The following is a 16470-nucleotide window of genomic DNA, read 5'->3' as shown; positions in this document are numbered from 1 at the left end:
CGGAGGCGAGATCGGGCCCTCGCGCTTGCGCCGGCGGGCGCCTGCGGGTTGCCGGAAGCACGGCGGTCGGAGTACGCCGCCTTTTGATCTAAAATGTGATCGCTCTAATCGACGCTTGTCACGGGATGGTTCGCGCGGCGCATCCCGATCAGACTCCCCTCCCCGGACCGTCGCGGCGACGCGTCGCGTGTGCCCAGGCCAATCGGGGGGCCATGCATACTAGCAATTCGATTCCTCCACTTTCATGACAATTCATTCGACGAATTCAAGGTCGGCGCCAGAACTTAGCGATTCCATTGAGGAAGCCCCGCTCGCGACGGGTGTCGCGGTCGACGCAGAAATGGCAAGGTTGCGGATGGAATTGGCGAGCACGACGGCTTTGCTCGCCGATGCGACGACTCGATACCGCGAGATCGAAGGGTCCATGGCCTACAACGTCGGGCTGCGGTTGTCGAAGGGGCCGGTGGGCAAGATGTATCGCGCGTTTGCGCGGCGCCGGGCGGCAAAGTTCGTGCCGCCCACGGCGGGTATGCCGGTCAGCGCCGACATCCCCGGCGGTGCAGCGGAAGCGGTGGCGGCGCACGCGGCTCCCCGCAGTATCTGCTCCGATGCGGCCATACAGGCCTTGCCTTTCAACGTGCCCGTTGCCATTGCCCATCCGGATTGGCTGGGCATACGCAGTTCGGCCGCGCAGATGTTTGATCATCTGCTGCTGCTTACCGATGAATTGACGCCGGACGACAGCGAGTCCATTGCCGAGCGCCTGCTGAAGAGAAGTCCCGCCGTTGTCGTGCTGCAGGGGTTTCCGTTCTCGTATCAGCACCTGGTCCAGGCGCTGAACCGGCAGGCCCCGGACCTGCCCATCCATGTCGTATGGCACGGCACGTTCATGCAGGCGACGGAAGACTATGCCTGGCGCAGCTTCCGCCTCATGTGCTCGTTACAGAAGCAGGGCAAGATCCGTCGTATCGGGTTGGTGAAGAAAGGCCAGGAGCAAATTCTCCGGCATCGTGGGCTTGATGCGCATTACCTGTTGAATATGTATCGCGCGATTCCCGACAAGGCGACCACCGTACCGGTGGCGCCGATCAAGCTCGGGATCTGGAGCATCTCGGAACTGAGGCACAAACCGCCCTATGAAATGCTGGCGGCTGCCTCCACCATCAAGGATGCGCAAGTGGTCGGGTCCGTCGCTTCCGAACGCATGCTGGATTTTTGCAGGGAGTTCGGCCTTGCGCAGAATTTTCTCGGGCGCATGGTGCCTCAGGCGGAAATGCCCGGCCACCTGGCAACCACACACCTGAATCTCTACGTGACGCTCAATGAATGCGCGCCCATGCTGCCGCTGGAGAGTTTTGCCGCGGGAGTGCCGTGCATCGTCGGCCCCAATACCCCTTACTTCGAGAATCACCCGTATCTCCAGAGCCGGTTGGTTGTTCCCGTGCCCGATGACGCGCATGCCATCGCCCAGAAGATTCAACTGGCGCTGGCGGAGCGCGACCGGATCATCTCGGAGTATCGCGAGTATGCGATCGAGCACAACGCCGAATCAGCCCGGTCCTTGCAGCGGTTCCTGAACTGATGCAGACCACCTGCTTCGTCAGCTATGAATTGTTCCCCGTCACCCGTGGCGGGTGCGGCGCCTTGCTTCATAACCTTGCGGTGCAGTTGCTTCAGTCGGGCGGGCGTGTTGTCTTCCTGCTGGACGTCGATGCTGATGTATTTGCGCGCTTCGACGAGGACGAAAGGCTCAAGCTTCCCAATCCGCAGAACTGCGTCGCGTATCGGGTGGAGGATATGTGCGGCAAGGATCTGCTGCCGCGCGAGAGCTTCGCCTCATGGTACGAGTGGCGCTCGTATGTGCTGAACGTCGCGGCGCTGAAAGTCCACCAGTTGGAGCGGCCCGCGCTCATCGAGTTCTTCGACTATCACGGCGTTGCTTACTACGCATTGTGCGAGAAGCTCGCGCTCGGCGGCTATGAGGGCGCCCGCATAGCCGTCCGGTACCACGCCACGATCGAAGCGATGGATCGCGTCGATCTGACGAATTCCCTTCATCCCGAACTCTATCTGCTCTACTCGCTTGAGCGCGCGGCCTTGGCTTTGGCGGACACGGTGATCGTTCCTTCGGAGTCGGTGTCCAAGCGCTCGCTGGCGGATCTCTATCCGACCGTGGCCGATCGGCAGGTGGTGGCGGTGCCGCCCTTGCAGAAGACGCTCAACAAGCGGGCCTCGGACGGGGTTGAGAACGGCATCCTGTTTTATGGAAGGCTGTTTTCCATCAAGGGAGTCGACCTGCTGGTGGATGCCGCCGTCCTGTGGATGCGCCAGCGTCCGGAGTTGTCCCCTGATTTCTATTTCGTTGGAGGGGATTCCAAGCAGCCGCCAGATGGGGGCGGGCTTTACGCGGATTACTTGCTGCGACGCATTCCTCTGGACCTGCGCGGGCGATTCCATATCCTTGGCCATCTGTCGCACGAGGAAACGGAGGCGCTGCTGGAAAAGGTGCGTTTTGCGGTTTTTCCGAATCGCGCCGAGTCATTCTGCTATGCGGCGCACGAGCTGTACGCGGGCGGCGTCCCTGTCATCGTGTCGGATATCCCTGGTTTCGAGGACTTTTTCCAGCACGAACGCAACAGCCTGGTATTCGACTGCACATCGTCCGACGCGTTGACCGCGGCAATCGGCCGGCTCTGGGATGATGGCGGACTGCGCAAGCGCCTAACGTTTCCCTATCCCGTGGTGCCCACCGGCGTTGCGCCCATTTACGAGCACGCCGCGGCGGCGCCGGCGGGTGGAGCCGTGTCCGCGGCAGCGCCGGGCTTCGCGCTGTCGGTGATCGTCCAGGCCGAAACGCTGGCTCAGGCTCAGCCGCTATGCATGCGGCTCGCGGAGGGCGGTCATAAGGGCATCGTCCTGTTGCCCGCCCTGGGCGCCGATTCCGGGGTGTCGGCGTTCTTGCTTGGCCGGAACGTGCGCTGTGTGGATCCTGCGGGAGCGTCCGTCGATCTGCATGCGTTGCGCACGACCGACGCGCTTGTCGTCCTGAATGCCAACGACGTGGTCGACCCGCTGTATCTGGATATCGCCGTGCGTGTCCTGAGCACGCGTGCCGACGTGCCCTTCGTTTCGGGCTGGTCGATCCGTAACGGCAGCGGAGAGCGCCGCGCCGACACTTACTCGCTGCCTTTGGCGCTGGATACGGCGCCCCTGAGCGGGCGGAACCCGGGAACGCGGGCTGTCTTCAGAACCCAGCCGGGCCAGCTGATCCTGGATACCTTCGACACCGGCCTTGCCGAATACGCGGAACTCAAGCACCTGTGGAAGTTGACGCGCAACGGCGAGATAGGCCTGTTGATTCCGCGCGCCCTGCTGGAACTGCCCGTCGAAGAGGCTCACTACCCTAGCGCAAAGCAGGTGTCCTATCTGCTGAACGGCGACGATAGTGTGGATCGCCGAAAACGGCTGTCGCAGAGCTCGATCGCCGTGTGGAACTGCAATGCATTTTCCAACACGCCGGCAGCGACCCGAAGGATGCTTCAGGACGTAAGCGCCTTGCCGCCGGAGCTGTTGCGATTGTTGCTGCGCATGGGGAACCTTGTGGTGGCGATATACCAGCGATGCCGGCCCGTGCGCCCGATCATGGGTTTCGCCAAACGACTACTGCGCCGCGGCTCCGCGCGCGTGCGCCAGTCATGAAACAGAACGCGAATGTGAGAGGTAATTCTTGATTTCCGAAGTGGTGAACGTAGTGCGCGATATGGCGACTCGCCATCGCCAAATGATATTGCAGATGGTCAAGCGGGAGGTCCTGGGCCGTTACAGGGGGTCTGTATTTGGCCTGGCCTGGTCGTTTTTCAATCCGCTGCTGCTGCTGATCGTCTACACGTTTGTGTTCTCGGTCGTCTTCAAGGCGCGCTGGGGAGGCGCGGGGGCAGCCGCTCCGCAGTCGCACGGGGATTTTGCGGTGATCCTGTTCGCAGGCCTCATCATGAATAATCTCTTTGTCGAATGCATCAATCGCGCGCCGTCGCTGATCCTGTCAAACGTCACTTACGTCAAGAAGGTGGTTTTCCCGCTGGAGACGCTGACCGTCATCGCATTGGGATCCGCGTTGTTCCATTTGCTGGTAAGCCTGATAGTCCTGATCGCGGCGCAGCTGATATTCATGGGGAGCGTTCCCTGGACGGTGGTGTATTTCCCGCTGATTCTCCTGCCCCTCATGTTTCTCTGCCTGGGACTTTCATGGTTCCTGGCGGGGCTGGGTGTGTACATCCGGGATATGACGCAGGCGGTGTCGCTCATTACCATCGTGCTTACGTTCATTTCGCCTATCTTTTATCCCCTGTCAGCCATTCCGGAGCGGATGCAGAAGTACGTGAAATTGAACCCCATTACCTTTGTCGTCGAAGAGACGCGCAACGCGGTCATTTTCGGGAAGCCGTTCAACTGGTCCGGTTGGTGGATATATACAGCGGTTGGCTTGGTCGTGGCGGGGATTGGATTGGCTTGGTTTCAGAAAGTGAGAAAAGGGTTCGCGGATGTGCTCTGATACGGTTTCCATACACGTCGAGAACCTTGGCAAGCGTTACTCGATATATTCAAAGCCGCAGGACCGGTTGAAGGAGGCCCTGATCGCTCGGGGGGCTGGCCTTTTTGGGCGAAGCGTGAAAAGCTATGCCCAGGAATTTTGGGCATTGTCCGATGTTTCCTTCGATGTGAAGAAAGGCGAAACCGTAGGCATCGTCGGCCGGAACGGCTCCGGAAAGTCCACGCTGCTGCAGATGATTTGCGGCACGGTCACGCCCACCACCGGCTCGGTCAAGACTTACGGCCGCGTTGCGGCGTTGCTCGAATTGGGCGCGGGCTTCAATCCGGAATTTACGGGCCGCGAGAACGTCTATCTGAACGCGTCTCTGCTCGGCCTCACGCACGAGCAGATTGACCAGCGGTTCGATAGCATCGCCGGATTCGCCGACATCGGAGAATTCATCGAAAGCCCGGTCAAGAAGTATTCAAGCGGCATGTTTGCGCGGCTTGCGTTTTCGGTGGCCATCCACACGGAACCCGATATCCTTATCGTGGACGAAATCCTGGCGGTCGGCGACGCAGCCTTCCAGCGCCGGTGCCTCAAGAAGTTCTATGAAATCCGGGACATGGGATGCACGATATTGTTCGTCTCCCACGATCAATATCAGGTCAAGTCGATCTGCCAGCGCGCGCTTTATCTTGAACGTGGCGTTCAGAAGGCCTTCGGGCCGGCCGGCCGTGTGATTGACCAGTACACGATCGATATGCAGGCGGCGCTGCGCGAGTTCGAGGCGAAGGAAGAGGCCGCGGGCAAGCACGCAGTCGTGCCCGCGGAGCTGGACGAGCTGGACACGTCCAATCCTCCGGGCACCGAGAGTTCCGATGCCAGCGTCAAGACGGGCGCGGGAGTCGCCAAAGCTAACGGCAAGGCAGGGCCGTTGTACCGCAAGGAACCTGACAGGCTGTACGAGATAGATGAGGTCTGGCTGTCGACGCCCGGCGGCGAGCCGGTGGACCGGATCAGCACGGGCGACCCGCTGAAATTGAACGTGCGGTTCCATGCGGTCAGCCCTATCGTTCCGGAAGATATGAGCTTTGTTTTCAATCTCTATCGCCACGACGATCTGTATATTTGCGGCACGACCACGCTCATGGATGGATACCAGGCCCACGCGGGAGCGCCATCCGGTCAGTTCAGCATCAATTTCCCCAGTGTTCCTCTCTTGAGCGGTTCATACAAGTGGAGGGTTGCGATCAATGACGGCGGCGGGTTTGTGGTGCATGCGGAAGCCAATAACGTCTGCCCGTTTCATATCTCCGATGACTTCGAGGCCGTTGGCGTGATGAGCCTGCCGCGCGAATGGGCGTTTGAGTTCAGCCAGCAACGCGACTAACCCTGACATAAAAGCATATCTACAAAATGGAACGACTGAGTTTTGGACAGAGCAGCCGCTACGACGGGCTCGAAGCGGCAATTCACATCGCGCGGTATTCCTTCGCCAAGGAACTGTGCGCGGGAAAGCGTGTGCTGGACGCCGCCTGTGGCGAAGGCTACGGTTCGCGGCTGCTGGCGAACTGGGGCGCCAGCGAGGTTGTGGGCGTCGATATTTCCGCCGAGGCGATTGCCAGCGCGCAACAGCATTTTTCCAGCGAAAACGTCAAATTCATCCAGAACGACGCCGAGACGCTGCCGCGCCATTTCGAGCCCCACAGCTTCGATCTGATCGTTTCGTTCGAGACCATCGAGCATGTGCAGGATCCCGAGCTGTTTTTGCGCAACATCCGCGACCTGCTGAAGCCGGGCGGGGTCGTCGCGATCAGTTGCCCCAACGACTGGTGGTATTTCCCCACCGAAGCGGAACGCAACCCCTTCCATCTTCGGAAGTATCGCCTGGATGAATTCCGGGCTTTGGCGGAAAGCGTCCTAGGTCAGGCATCCGCCTGGTTCGTCGGCGGCCCGATTGCGGGGTTCGCGAATCTGCAGCTCAACGAATACCTGACCGACGATAATCGCTCGGGCCAGGTTCAGATGCTCCAGACATCCGAGACCCTGCATGCGCAGTTTGTGCCCGCGGAGTTGGACGCGGGCCCGGGACCGGACAATGCCAGTTACTTCCTCGGGATATGGGGAATGCCGGCCTATGGCTCCAGGCCCAATGCCGGCACGGCCATCCTGCCGTTGTCCATGGACTGCTTCAAGAAGGGGATCTTCCAGGGGCATCTGCCCCGCGATGAGGCGCCGCAGCAGGCCCCGGATCCGGCAGCTTCGGCGATTGGCGTATTCGATGCGATTTCGTCGGGCGACGTCGACCGCCTTGCCAGGGATGCCGCCCTGAGAGCCCAGGCCGCGAACACTGAACTTTCCCTGGTCCAAGGGGTTATCGGCGAGCGCGACGCGCAACTGCGGGCGAAGGACGATGAAATCGCGCAGTTGAGGGCGCAGATGCGCACGCTGAACGAGCAGGTGGACGAACTTAGCGTGCCCGCTGCACGGTATCTGCGCTTGCGGGACAAAATCCCGCACTGGGTCCGCGCCGTCGCTTTGAAGTTCTTCAAGGGCGCTGGGGACCGTTGATCGTGGGATATAAAGCGAGTCTGGCCCCCGGCGTTACTGCTTATTCGTATGTTTCCGACCCGCGTCACCGCATTCTCGCCAGCGATGCGACAAATATTGCGGGTCCGAATATCGGAGAAAATGGTGAAAACCTCACCATTACCTGTCTTTCGCTCAATCGCAGCGAATTGACGCTGCGTCTTATCCATTCGATTGCCGCGCAAGTGCCATACTTCGCGGGCGAAATACTGATTGTCGACAATGGATCCACGCCGGAAGAGCTGCAGGCGCTGTACGACGGATGCGCACAGCTTAAGCTGAACTGGCGTGTGTGCGAGCTGGACAGGAATTACGGCGTGGCCGGCGGCAGGAATCGCGCTTTCGCGCAGGCCAGGAAGGATTGGGTATTCTGCCTGGACAATGATATTTATTTCCTGGCGAACCCGCTGCCCAAGATTCAAAACGATATCGCCGTTCTGGGATGCCACTTCCTGAATGTGCCTCTTCTGGACCCTGACCACCAGACAATCTTCTCGTTTGGGGGGCACCTGCATGTGGGCATAGGCATCGGCGCGCTACACGTAGGCGCGAGCAGCGCCTTGGCGCAGGGGCCGGCCGAGGATCGCATTGGCGATCCTTTTCTTTCGACGTTCCTGCTTGGCGGGGCATGTGTCTGCAAGCGTTCGACGTTTGAGAGGCTGGGAGGCTACGATGACCACATGTTCATCGGTTTCGAGGATATTGATTTCTCGATACGCCTGTTCCAGGAGGGGTACAAGGTCGGCGTGACGGGCCATGTCGTTTTGGTGCACGATCATCCCGCGCCGCAGAATGACACCGACCACGCCTATGAGCGCCAGCGGTTTTCACGGCAGATGATTCATGATTCCGCCCGCTATATGGAGAAGAAGCACGGCTTCGACGTCTGGAACGATGGAGTTGAGGGTTGGATCGCCCGTCGCCATGAGCAGCTGGGAATCGTCTCCGATGCGCTGCCCGTCGCCAGCCGCCGCTTGGGGGCTGTCAGCAGCGGCAAGCCAAGGATAGCCTTGGTGATTGATACGGATAACTGGGCGTTCGGAAACATAGCGCGTCAGCTCAAGCTGCACCTGTCTCACCGCTTCGATATAAAGATCATTCCCTCCGACGTCCTTGAGCATGTCGACCACATTTTCATGGCCGCCGAAAAATGCGATCTGGTGCATTTCTTTTGGCGTGAATATTATCGGATCATCGACAGCCAATGGTGCCGGGATCATGTGGAACGCATGGGCGTTCCGTTTGATGTGTTCGACAAGCGATTTGTCCGCAACAAGCCGGTGACGACCAGCGTATACGACCACCTTTATCTCAGCCCGGAAGAAATTGCAGAGCGCGCGGCGTTTTTCAAGGATCGCGTGACGGCGTATACGGTGTCCTCGAAGCGGCTGGAGGGCATTTATCAGGGGCTGGACGATTTTCCGCCGCCGAGCATCGTGACCCATGATGGCGTGGATCTCGAACGGTTTGGCCCGGCGAACCTGGACCGGTTCGGCGAAATCGGAAACCGTCCGCTGGTGATCGGCTGGGCGGGCAACAGCAAATGGGCTTCCGAACTTCAGGATGCCAAGGGCTTCAATTCAATTTTGATCCCCGTCATCGAGCAACTGCGGACGGAAGGCTATCGCATCGAGACCCGCTTTGCTGATCGGCAAAAGGGCTTGATCCCGCACGAAGAGATGCCAGCCTTCTATGGGGCTCTCGACCTGTACGTTTGTCCTTCGTTGTTTGAAGGCACGCCAAACCCGATCCTGGAGGCGATGGCCTGCGGCGTTCCGGTAGTCACCCACGATGTCGGCGTGGTGCGGGAGGTGTTCGGCCCGATCCAGAGCGAATTTATCGTCACCAGCCGCACGGTGGATGCCTTCGCCGGAAAAATACGCGCGTTGTTGGAGCATCCCGAGACATTGCGGCGGCTTTCCGCTGAAAACCTGGAACGGATCCAGGCCTGGAACTGGGCCGAAACGACCAAGGCCTACGAGAAATTCTTTGACGACGTATTGGCTAAACACACGGCGCAATAAAGGGCCGCACGCTCGGTCCGCATATATATGAGCTTAAAAAGTATCGGCGCATTCGCCAATTTCGGAATTCATGGCGGCGGCGTGCTCGGAAGCCCGGGTCGTCCGCCGTCGATCCCCGCAACGCCATACTGGTCTGCTGGCCTGGATCAGTACATAACTGAAAAAGGGTTCAGCAAGGCGGTACTGATCGGCGCGTTCAGCCCCGGTGCGCAGACCGTGCCTGCGTCAGTCCATGCCCTGGGAGGAAGCGCCGACTTGAAGGCCCCGCCCATGTCCTGGATGCTGGATAACTGGACGGGGCAGGTGGACGCGCTCGTCCGCTCGCACGCCGCGCCCGCCACCGCCTGGATCGTATCCGCCAGCCTGCTCGCGCAGCTATCGGACCCCAGGCCGCTGCTCTTGGCGCTGAAACGGCTGAGCCTGGACGAAGCGTGCCCGATCCTGTTCGTGGTCGAAAAAGAGCTGGGGAACGCCCAAGCCTGGACCGCCCGGCAATTCTCGGATTTCCTCGAGAAAAGCGGCTTTCTGCTTCATCGCCGGACAACTGCTGACGAGGCGATGCTCATCGAGGCAAGCATCGAACGCGAGGCGTATGGCCGGTATCTGGAAGCACAGGGCTTTTCCGCCGGGCTGCTGGAGGCTGACCAACTGCTGCTGACGACGGAGGACGCGACCGTGCGCGCCACGGGCGGCATCGGCACCTACGTGAAGAACATCAAGGCGGTGGATCCGCGTTCCTGTGCCCTGATGTGCGATGTGGACCTGAGCCCTGCCGGCCTGGATGGACGCACGTTTGTGCCGCGCATGTTTTTCGAGGGCATCGGCCGCGACAGTTTTTTTGACGGGCTGGGCCTGTTGGAAGCGGTGAAGGGAATCCTGTATCTCTTGCCGCGTATAACGACGGTAGAGTCTCAGGATTACAAATCGATCGGCTTTCGCGTCGTGCAGGCCAAGCGGACGGGCGTTTTGCCGCAGTGGCTGCGCATACGCATATTCATGCATGGCTCCATAGACTACGTGAAGTATGGGGTCCAGAACGAAACGTCCATGGACTATACGCCGCATGAGTTGGCTTGGGCGGTCCGGGACAGTTACCTCTTCAAGCATGCGGACGAATGCTATGCCCCGTCCCGCTATCTGGGCGAGCGCCTGCTGCAGCAGGAGTTCGGCTATGAGCTGAACAATCTCTCCATCACAAAGCTGCCTTTTGACTTGGCGCTTGTGCCGCCGGCGCAGACCACGAGCTTCAAGAAAGTAAAGCGCATCGTTTTTATTGGAAAGTACAACCAGTTGAAAGGATGGCCGGATTTCGTGACGGCCATGGAGTCGCTTGCCGCCGAAGGCTATTTGCGGGACGTTTCCGAAGTCGTGTCCCTGGGGCCCTTGAGCCCGGGCAACGAGGACCGCAAGCGCCTTGATGCGATCTGCAGCTACAAGGACCTGCATCTTACGCACGAGCAGTTGCTGGCGTTCGTGCATGAAAGGCTGTCGGATACGCTGTTTGTCGTGCCGTCGCGTGGCGAGAATTATCCGTTCGTGATTCTTGAGCAGTTGTTGCTGGGCTCTCTGTTCGTGGCGTACAACACGGGCGGCGCGATCGAGGTCGTCGACGATCCTCAGCATGTCGAGCGCTTTTTTTCGGCGCCGGATGCGGTGTCGCTGGCAAAGAAGATTGGGGAAGTCCTGCGGATGTCCCCGCAGGAATACGGCGCCGACCTGAACGCATCGCGAGAGCGTACGAGAGCCAGGCAGATTTCCATCAACGAAGGGTGGAGCCGCTCCGGCCAGCCCTCGCGGTCTCCCGATAGGCGGGCTTTTGCCATCGTCCCGGAATGCGATGTTTCCGTAGTCGTGCCGGTGTTCAACACCCCGACGGATTATGTCGAAGAGTTGCTTCTTTCGATACGTCACTCGCGGTTGAAGCCCACGGAGCTCATCGTGATCGACGACGGCTCTGCCCCGGACTACCACGCCGGTCTGCGGGACCTGATTGATCGCGTAATCGGCGGGACGATTGCCGTTCGCCTGCATCGGCAGGAGAACCGGGGCCTGGCGGGCGCCCGAAATGCGGGTCTGGAGTTGTCGGGATCGCCGCTTACGTTCTTTATCGATAGCGACGATATCCTGTTGCCGCACACATTGGACGAGGCCTGGGCCGCGATGTCGCTGGACGCGTCGCTCGTTGCCGCCACGGGCTTTGCGCTGCATTTCACGGAGCTCAAATCGCTGCCGAAGAGCGCGGAGCCGCTGCTGGATGGATGGTTCTGGAAACCGCTGGGCGTGCCTGAGGCCAAGGCGCTTGCGCTGCTGGAAAACCAGTACATCACCGCGAACGTCATGGTGCGCACGGCTCGCTTGCGCGAGCTTGGCGGGTGGGATGACTCGGACCGGTCGGTTTGGGAGGACTGGGCATTTTTCGCCCGCCTGGCGTGGTCGGGCCAGCGATTCTCGCTGATCCCTTCACTGGGGTATTTGTATCGCAACACCCCGGGCAGCATGTCCAAGACGTATAACAAGTATTTCGGGCGCCGCCGGCTTGTACGGAATCTGGCCGGCTTCAGCCGGCTTGACGCCAATATCCTGTTCAGCCTGGCGAACACGGATGGCGGCAAGGGAGGGGCTCAACTGGCGGGAGCCAGCCTGTCCGAGAAGGAAATCGAACTGATCAATCTGATCCGCTCGATGATCCAGAAGCCGAGGTTGCGCCGGATGATCGTCGCGGTCTACCGCGGATACACGAGAGTCCGGAGACTGTTCCGGTGAACCATCGCGAAGAGCCGGCGACCGTGACAGGGGCTGGGCGGGAACAGTCGGCGCCCGGCGTCATGTTTTCTGTCCTGATGTCGGTGTATCGCGGCGAAAAGGCGGAGTTTCTCGACGCGGCGTTTTGGAGCTTGCGGGCGTCCACTGTCGCGCTTCCGGAGGTTGTCCTGGTGCAAGACGGTCCGCTGCCGGATGCCCTGCACGAAATCATCGCGCGCCACGAGGCCGCCTTGAATTTGCGGCGGGTCGCCCTGGCCGAGAACGTGGGGCTGGGACCCGCCCTTACGGAAGGGTTGAAACAGTGCCGCCATGGATGGATTGCCCGCTTCGATACCGATGACCTGATCGTCCCCGACCGGTTTGCGCGGCAACTGGAATTGATCGAATCTGTTCCCGAAGTCGATCTGTTCGGGGGTTGGATATGGGAGTTCGATGCCGATCCCGCCACCGATGAAGGGCGCCTGCGCCGTGTGCCTGAAAGCCATGAGGCCATTCTTGCCTACGCGAAGCGGCGTAACCCCTTCAATCACATGACGGTCATGTTCAGGCGGGACCTGGCGTTGTCGCTGGGCGGCTACCGCAATGAGCATCTGTATGAGGATTATGCGCTCTGGGTGCGGATGATCCTGGCGGGCGCCCGCACGGCGAACTTGCCGGCGGTTCTGGTCAATGCCAGGGCAGGGGCGGGAATGTACGCGCGCCGGGGCGGCTTCGGCTACGCTGCGGGAGAGTTCCGGGCCCAATGGGCGTTCTACAAATCGGGATTCATCGCATTGCCTCGGCTTGCCTTGAACCTGGCGTCGCGCTTGCCCATTAGAATTTTGCCTCATCGGTTCCGGCAGTTCTTGTACGAGCGCGTCTTGCGCGCCAGAAAAAGACATTAGGCATTCAATATGATGAACAGAACATTATTGGTGACGGGCGGAGCAGGTTATATCGGCTCGCACACGCTGCTTGCGCTGATCGCGGCAGGTTACCGGCCGGTCGTGCTGGACAACTACTCGAACAGCGTTCCGGAAGTTCTGCGGCGGGTCCAGCAATTGAGCGGAGTGCCGATAGAGTTTGTTGAGGGCGATATCCGCGACGGGAAACTGCTGGATGGCCTGTTCCAGCGCAAGGCCCAAGATGGCAGTCCCGTCGAGTGCGTGGTCCATTTTGCCGCGTTGAAGGCGGTTGGCGAGTCCGTGGCGAATCCGCTCGCCTACTACGACAACAATGTGGGCGGAACGACGACGCTGCTGTCGGCCATGGACAGGGCTCAGGTGCGTCATCTCGTCTTCAGCTCCTCGGCCACGGTTTACGGCGAACCCATTGAGCTGCCTTATTCCGAGCAGCACAGGATCGCGCCCACCAACCCCTACGGGTGGACGAAGGCGATGGTCGAGCAGGTGCTGAAAGACTGGGCCGCGACCGGCGAAGCGCGCAGGGCGGTGGCGCTGCGCTATTTCAACCCGATTGGCGCGCACGCGAGCGGAGTCCTTGGCGAGGCGCCTCAAGGCACGCCGAACAACCTGTTTCCCTTCATCACCCAGGTGGCCGTGGGAAAGCGGGAAAAATTGATGGTTTTCGGGGACGACTACGACACGGTGGACGGTACGGGCGTGCGCGACTACCTCCATGTGGAAGATCTGGCGGACGGCCATGTGCGGGCCGTGCAGTATGCAGGCCAGGCGGCGGAGCCCTTTTCCGCGATTAACCTGGGAACGGGCAGGGGGACGAGCGTGCTCCAGCTGGTGCGGGCGTTTGAGCAGGCCAGCGGCAAGACAATCGCCTGTACGATGCAGCCCCGGCGGCCGGGGGATATCGCTTCCGCCTGGGCGGATCCGGCGCTGGCCTACCGGTTGCTGGGCTGGAAAGCGGAAAGAAGCATTGAGCAAATGTGCGCGGATGGATGGCGCTGGCAATCGCAGAATCCTGACGGATACGGTGGCTGAAAACGGCGAGACGCGGTTTCAGCGGGTTTGGACGCCCCGCGGGGTAAGTAACCGCGCCCTTCGTGACTAGCGATGTTTGTTGTACATTCGCTGCTTCAATTGCACGATCATCAGCTTTGATGCCCACCCGCATTCTCATTGTTCGCACGTCCTCCCTGGGCGACCTCGTCCACATGCTGCCGGCGATCACGGATATCGCCCGGCATGTGCCCGACGCCCAGATAGACTGGGTCGTCGAAGAGGCATTCGCCGAGATCCCGTCCTGGCATCCCGCGGTAAACGAAATCATCAAGGTGGCGCATCGCCGCTGGCGCAAGTCCTGGTGGTCCGCGCAGGTGCGGGCCGAACGGCGCGCGCTGCGCGAGCGCCTGCGCTCGGTGGAGTACGACGTGGTCCTGGACATGCAGGCCCTGCTGAAGTCCGCGTGGCTGGTGCGCCAGGCGCGCGGCGTGCGGCATGGCCTGGACTGGCGTTCGGCGCGCGAGCCGCTGGCGTCGCTGTTCTATAACGTGCGCCACCGCGTGGAGTTCTGGCAGCCCGCGGTGATCCGCCAGCGCAAGCTGGCCGGCCTGACCTTCGGCTACCAGCATGCCGGCCTGCCGGACTTCGGCCTGCAGGCCTTCGCCCGCCAAGCGACGCAACCCGTCGAGCCCACGCTGGAAGTGGGCAGCGCCGGCTTGAACGCCAATGAGCTCCCGCGCCTGCATCATCTGGATACCGACCGCGGCTACGCGGTGATCATGCCGTCGGCCAGCCGCGACGACAAGCTTTGGCCCGAGGAGGACTGGCGCGTGGTTTTTCGTCGCCTGCGCGAGGCCGGCTGCACGCTGAAGCTGCTGGCAGGCAACGACCAGGAGGCCGAGCGCGCAAGCCTGCTCGTGGCGGGCATGGACGGCGCCGAGGTGATGCCCCGCATGGACCTGAGCTCGGTCGCGCGCCTCTTGGCCGGCTCCCGCCTGATGGTGGGGCTGGACAGCGGCCTGACGCATCTGTCCGCGGCCCTGGGCCGCCCGACCATCGGCATCTACCGCGCCTCCACCCCCGTGAGAACGCCGCTGGTCGGTTCGAACTACACCGCCAGCCTGGGCGACCGTGGCGCCTCGCCATCGCGCGAGGCCGTGATGGCCTCGGTGGAGCAGGCGTTGGCCGCCCAGTGACATGAACCGCGGCGTCTACACTCTGGCGCTCAGAGCGTTGGCGCCGCTGGTCTGGCTGTGGATGGCCCGCCGCGCCAGGCGCGCGGGAGGCCAATGGGAGATCTTTTCCCCCGAGCGCTTCGGCCACGCCCCATCCCCTTCCTCCGCGCCGCTGGCGGCCCCCGTCTGGGTGCATGCCGTCAGCCTGGGCGAGACCCGGGCCGCGCAGCCGCTGCTGCAGGCGCTGCTGGACCGCGGCCTGCCGGTGCTGCTGACGCATGTGACGGCGACCGGCCGCGCCGAGGGCGCACGCCTGTTCCAGGACGCCATCGGCCGGGGCCAGCTGCGCCAGGCCTGGCTGCCCTACGACTTCCCTGGCGCGACCCGCCGTTTCATGGTCCGCCACCAGCCGCGTTGCGGCTTGCTGATAGAACGCGAGATCTGGCCCAATCTGCTGGCCGCCGCCCGGGCGGCAAAGGTGCCCATGGTGCTGGTCAGCGCCCGCTACTCCGCGTCATCGCTGCGTCAGGCGGGCAGGATGGGCAGCGTGATGCGCGAAGCCCTGGCCGGGCTGGACGCGGTGCTGGCGCAAACAGCGGAGGATGCCGCGCGGCTGGCCCAGGCGGGCGCGCCCGCGCCTGTCGTGACGGGCAACCTGAAATTCGATCTGGTGCTGCCGGCGCCGCAGGTGCAGGCGGGGCAGGCGTGGCGCGTGCAGCTGGGAAGACAGGTCGTCGCGGTGGCCAGCACCCGGGAGGGCGAAGACGGCCCGTTCATCGACGCGATCAAGCGGCATGCGGGAACGCCCGGCGCGCCGCTGTTCCTGCTGATTCCCCGCCATCCCCAACGTTTTGACGAGGCCGCCCGCCTGCTGGCGGATGCCGGCCTGCCGTTTGCCAGGCGGTCCGAGTCCGCGGGCGCCGGACAGGACATCGCCGTGCTGCTGGGCGATACGCTGGGCGAGATGGCGTTCTATTACGCCGCATCGGACGTGGCGATCGTGGCGGGCAGCTTCGCGCCGCTGGGCGGGCAGAACCTGATCGAAGCCTGCGCGGCCGGCGTGCCGGTCATCGTGGGTCCGCATACGTTCAATTTCAAGCAGGCGGCCGAGGATGCGATCGAGGCGGGCGCCGCGCAGCGGGCGCCTGACGCGGGGCAGGCGGTGGGGATGGCGGTGGCGATGCTGGCCGACGAGGCCGGGCGGCAGCGCGCCAGCCAGGCGGCGCGGAGCTGGTTCGCCACGCACGCCGGCGCGACCCGGCGCACGCTCGAGGCGCTGGCGTCCCGGCTGGGCTGACCTGCGCGCGAGCGGCCGCTAAGGGGCCTTGCGGGGGACCAGCGTCACGGCTTGGGGATTGAGCTCCTGGCTGAAACGGCGCGTATCGCGTCCTTCGTCCTCGGGGCGGGCGCCGAGCCAGCCCTGGCCCAGCGCATAGACCCCCAGGTTCGCCAGCAGGATCAGGATGAAGAGCACGCGCATGCCGGGGCCT

At 62.2% G+C, this 16470-nt stretch carries 12 protein-coding genes; 11 read left to right on the top strand and 1 reads right to left on the bottom strand.

Going from position 1 to position 16470, the window contains the following annotated elements:
* The first annotated feature begins 244 nt into the window (after positions 1-244).
* From ACFWP0_RS01260 to ACFWP0_RS01210, 11 genes are all read left to right on the top strand, one after another.
* Entirely contained in the window at positions 245-1582 is a 1338-nt protein-coding gene (locus tag ACFWP0_RS01260) for a hypothetical protein (protein ID WP_377839178.1), read from the top strand.
* The gene (locus ACFWP0_RS01255; protein ID WP_377839176.1) at positions 1582-3699 is read left to right on the top strand and encodes a glycosyltransferase family 4 protein; all 2118 of its coding nucleotides are present in this window, start codon (positions 1582-1584) and stop codon (positions 3697-3699) included. The genes ACFWP0_RS01260 and ACFWP0_RS01255 overlap by 1 nt, the downstream gene beginning before the upstream one ends.
* A 28-nt stretch (positions 3700-3727) precedes the next feature.
* The gene (locus tag ACFWP0_RS01250; protein WP_377839175.1) at positions 3728-4552 is read left to right on the top strand and encodes an ABC transporter permease; all 825 of its coding nucleotides are present in this window, start codon (positions 3728-3730) and stop codon (positions 4550-4552) included.
* Positions 4553-4667: 115 nt separating this feature from the next.
* Positions 4668-5924, top strand: a complete 1257-nt coding sequence (locus tag ACFWP0_RS01245; RefSeq protein WP_377839174.1) for an ABC transporter ATP-binding protein — start codon at positions 4668-4670, stop codon at positions 5922-5924.
* 26 nt (positions 5925-5950) lie between these two features.
* Positions 5951-7105, top strand: coding sequence for a class I SAM-dependent methyltransferase (locus tag ACFWP0_RS01240; protein WP_377839172.1), 1155 nt, complete (start codon positions 5951-5953; stop codon positions 7103-7105).
* Positions 7106-7107: 2 nt separating this feature from the next.
* Positions 7108-9147 carry a glycosyltransferase gene (locus tag ACFWP0_RS01235; protein WP_377839171.1) on the top strand — a complete coding sequence of 680 codons (2040 nt, stop codon included), beginning with the start codon at positions 7108-7110 and terminating at the stop codon, positions 9145-9147.
* Positions 9148-9174: 27 nt separating this feature from the next.
* Positions 9175-11910: a glycosyltransferase gene (locus tag ACFWP0_RS01230; protein WP_377839170.1), complete on the top strand. Its 2736-nt coding sequence runs from the start codon at positions 9175-9177 to the stop codon at positions 11908-11910.
* A complete protein-coding gene (locus ACFWP0_RS01225) occupies positions 11907-12794 on the top strand; it encodes a glycosyltransferase (protein WP_377839168.1) in 888 nt (295 codons plus the stop codon). Before ACFWP0_RS01230 ends, ACFWP0_RS01225 begins: the two co-directional genes overlap by 4 nt.
* A gap of 9 nt (positions 12795-12803) precedes the next feature.
* Positions 12804-13844, top strand: coding sequence for a UDP-glucose 4-epimerase GalE (galE, locus tag ACFWP0_RS01220; RefSeq protein WP_377839167.1), 1041 nt, complete (start codon positions 12804-12806; stop codon positions 13842-13844).
* A 119-nt stretch (positions 13845-13963) separates the two neighbouring features.
* Positions 13964-15001 (top strand): lipopolysaccharide heptosyltransferase I, encoded by a 1038-nt coding sequence (gene waaC / locus ACFWP0_RS01215; protein ID WP_377839166.1) that lies wholly within the window; start codon positions 13964-13966, stop codon positions 14999-15001.
* A gap of 1 nt (position 15002) precedes the next feature.
* On the top strand, positions 15003-16277 hold the full coding sequence (locus tag ACFWP0_RS01210; protein WP_377839164.1) for a 3-deoxy-D-manno-octulosonic acid transferase: 1275 nt from the start codon (positions 15003-15005) through the stop codon (positions 16275-16277).
* 18 nt (positions 16278-16295) lie between these two features.
* Here the strand turns inward: ACFWP0_RS01210 and ACFWP0_RS01205 are convergent, their stop codons facing one another.
* Positions 16296-16460, bottom strand: coding sequence for a hypothetical protein (locus ACFWP0_RS01205; protein ID WP_377839163.1), 165 nt, complete (start codon positions 16458-16460; stop codon positions 16296-16298).
* Positions 16461-16470 lie beyond the last annotated feature (10 nt).

Origin of the sequence: Achromobacter sp. NPDC058515 (assembly GCF_042721735.1) — a bacterium.
Taxonomy (GTDB): Bacteria; Pseudomonadota; Gammaproteobacteria; order Burkholderiales; family Burkholderiaceae_B; genus Achromobacter.
This window is presented reverse-complemented; position numbering and strand designations above follow the sequence as displayed.

Excerpts from the sequence above, each read along its gene's own strand:
- ACFWP0_RS01240 (WP_377839172.1), top strand. The coding sequence starts at position 5,951 with ATGGAACGACTGAGTTTTGGACAGAGCAGCCGCTACGACGGGCTCGAA.
- ACFWP0_RS01230 (WP_377839170.1), top strand. The coding sequence starts at position 9,175 with ATGAGCTTAAAAAGTATCGGCGCATTCGCCAATTTCGGAATTCATGGC.
- ACFWP0_RS01210 (WP_377839164.1), top strand. The coding sequence starts at position 15,003 with ATGAACCGCGGCGTCTACACTCTGGCGCTCAGAGCGTTGGCGCCGCTG.
- ACFWP0_RS01205 (WP_377839163.1), bottom strand. The coding sequence starts at position 16,460 with ATGCGCGTGCTCTTCATCCTGATCCTGCTGGCGAACCTGGGGGTCTAT.
- waaC (WP_377839166.1), top strand. The coding sequence starts at position 13,964 with ATGCCCACCCGCATTCTCATTGTTCGCACGTCCTCCCTGGGCGACCTC.
- galE (WP_377839167.1), top strand. The coding sequence starts at position 12,804 with ATGATGAACAGAACATTATTGGTGACGGGCGGAGCAGGTTATATCGGC.
- ACFWP0_RS01255 (WP_377839176.1), top strand. The coding sequence starts at position 1,582 with ATGCAGACCACCTGCTTCGTCAGCTATGAATTGTTCCCCGTCACCCGT.
- ACFWP0_RS01260 (WP_377839178.1), top strand. The coding sequence starts at position 245 with ATGACAATTCATTCGACGAATTCAAGGTCGGCGCCAGAACTTAGCGAT.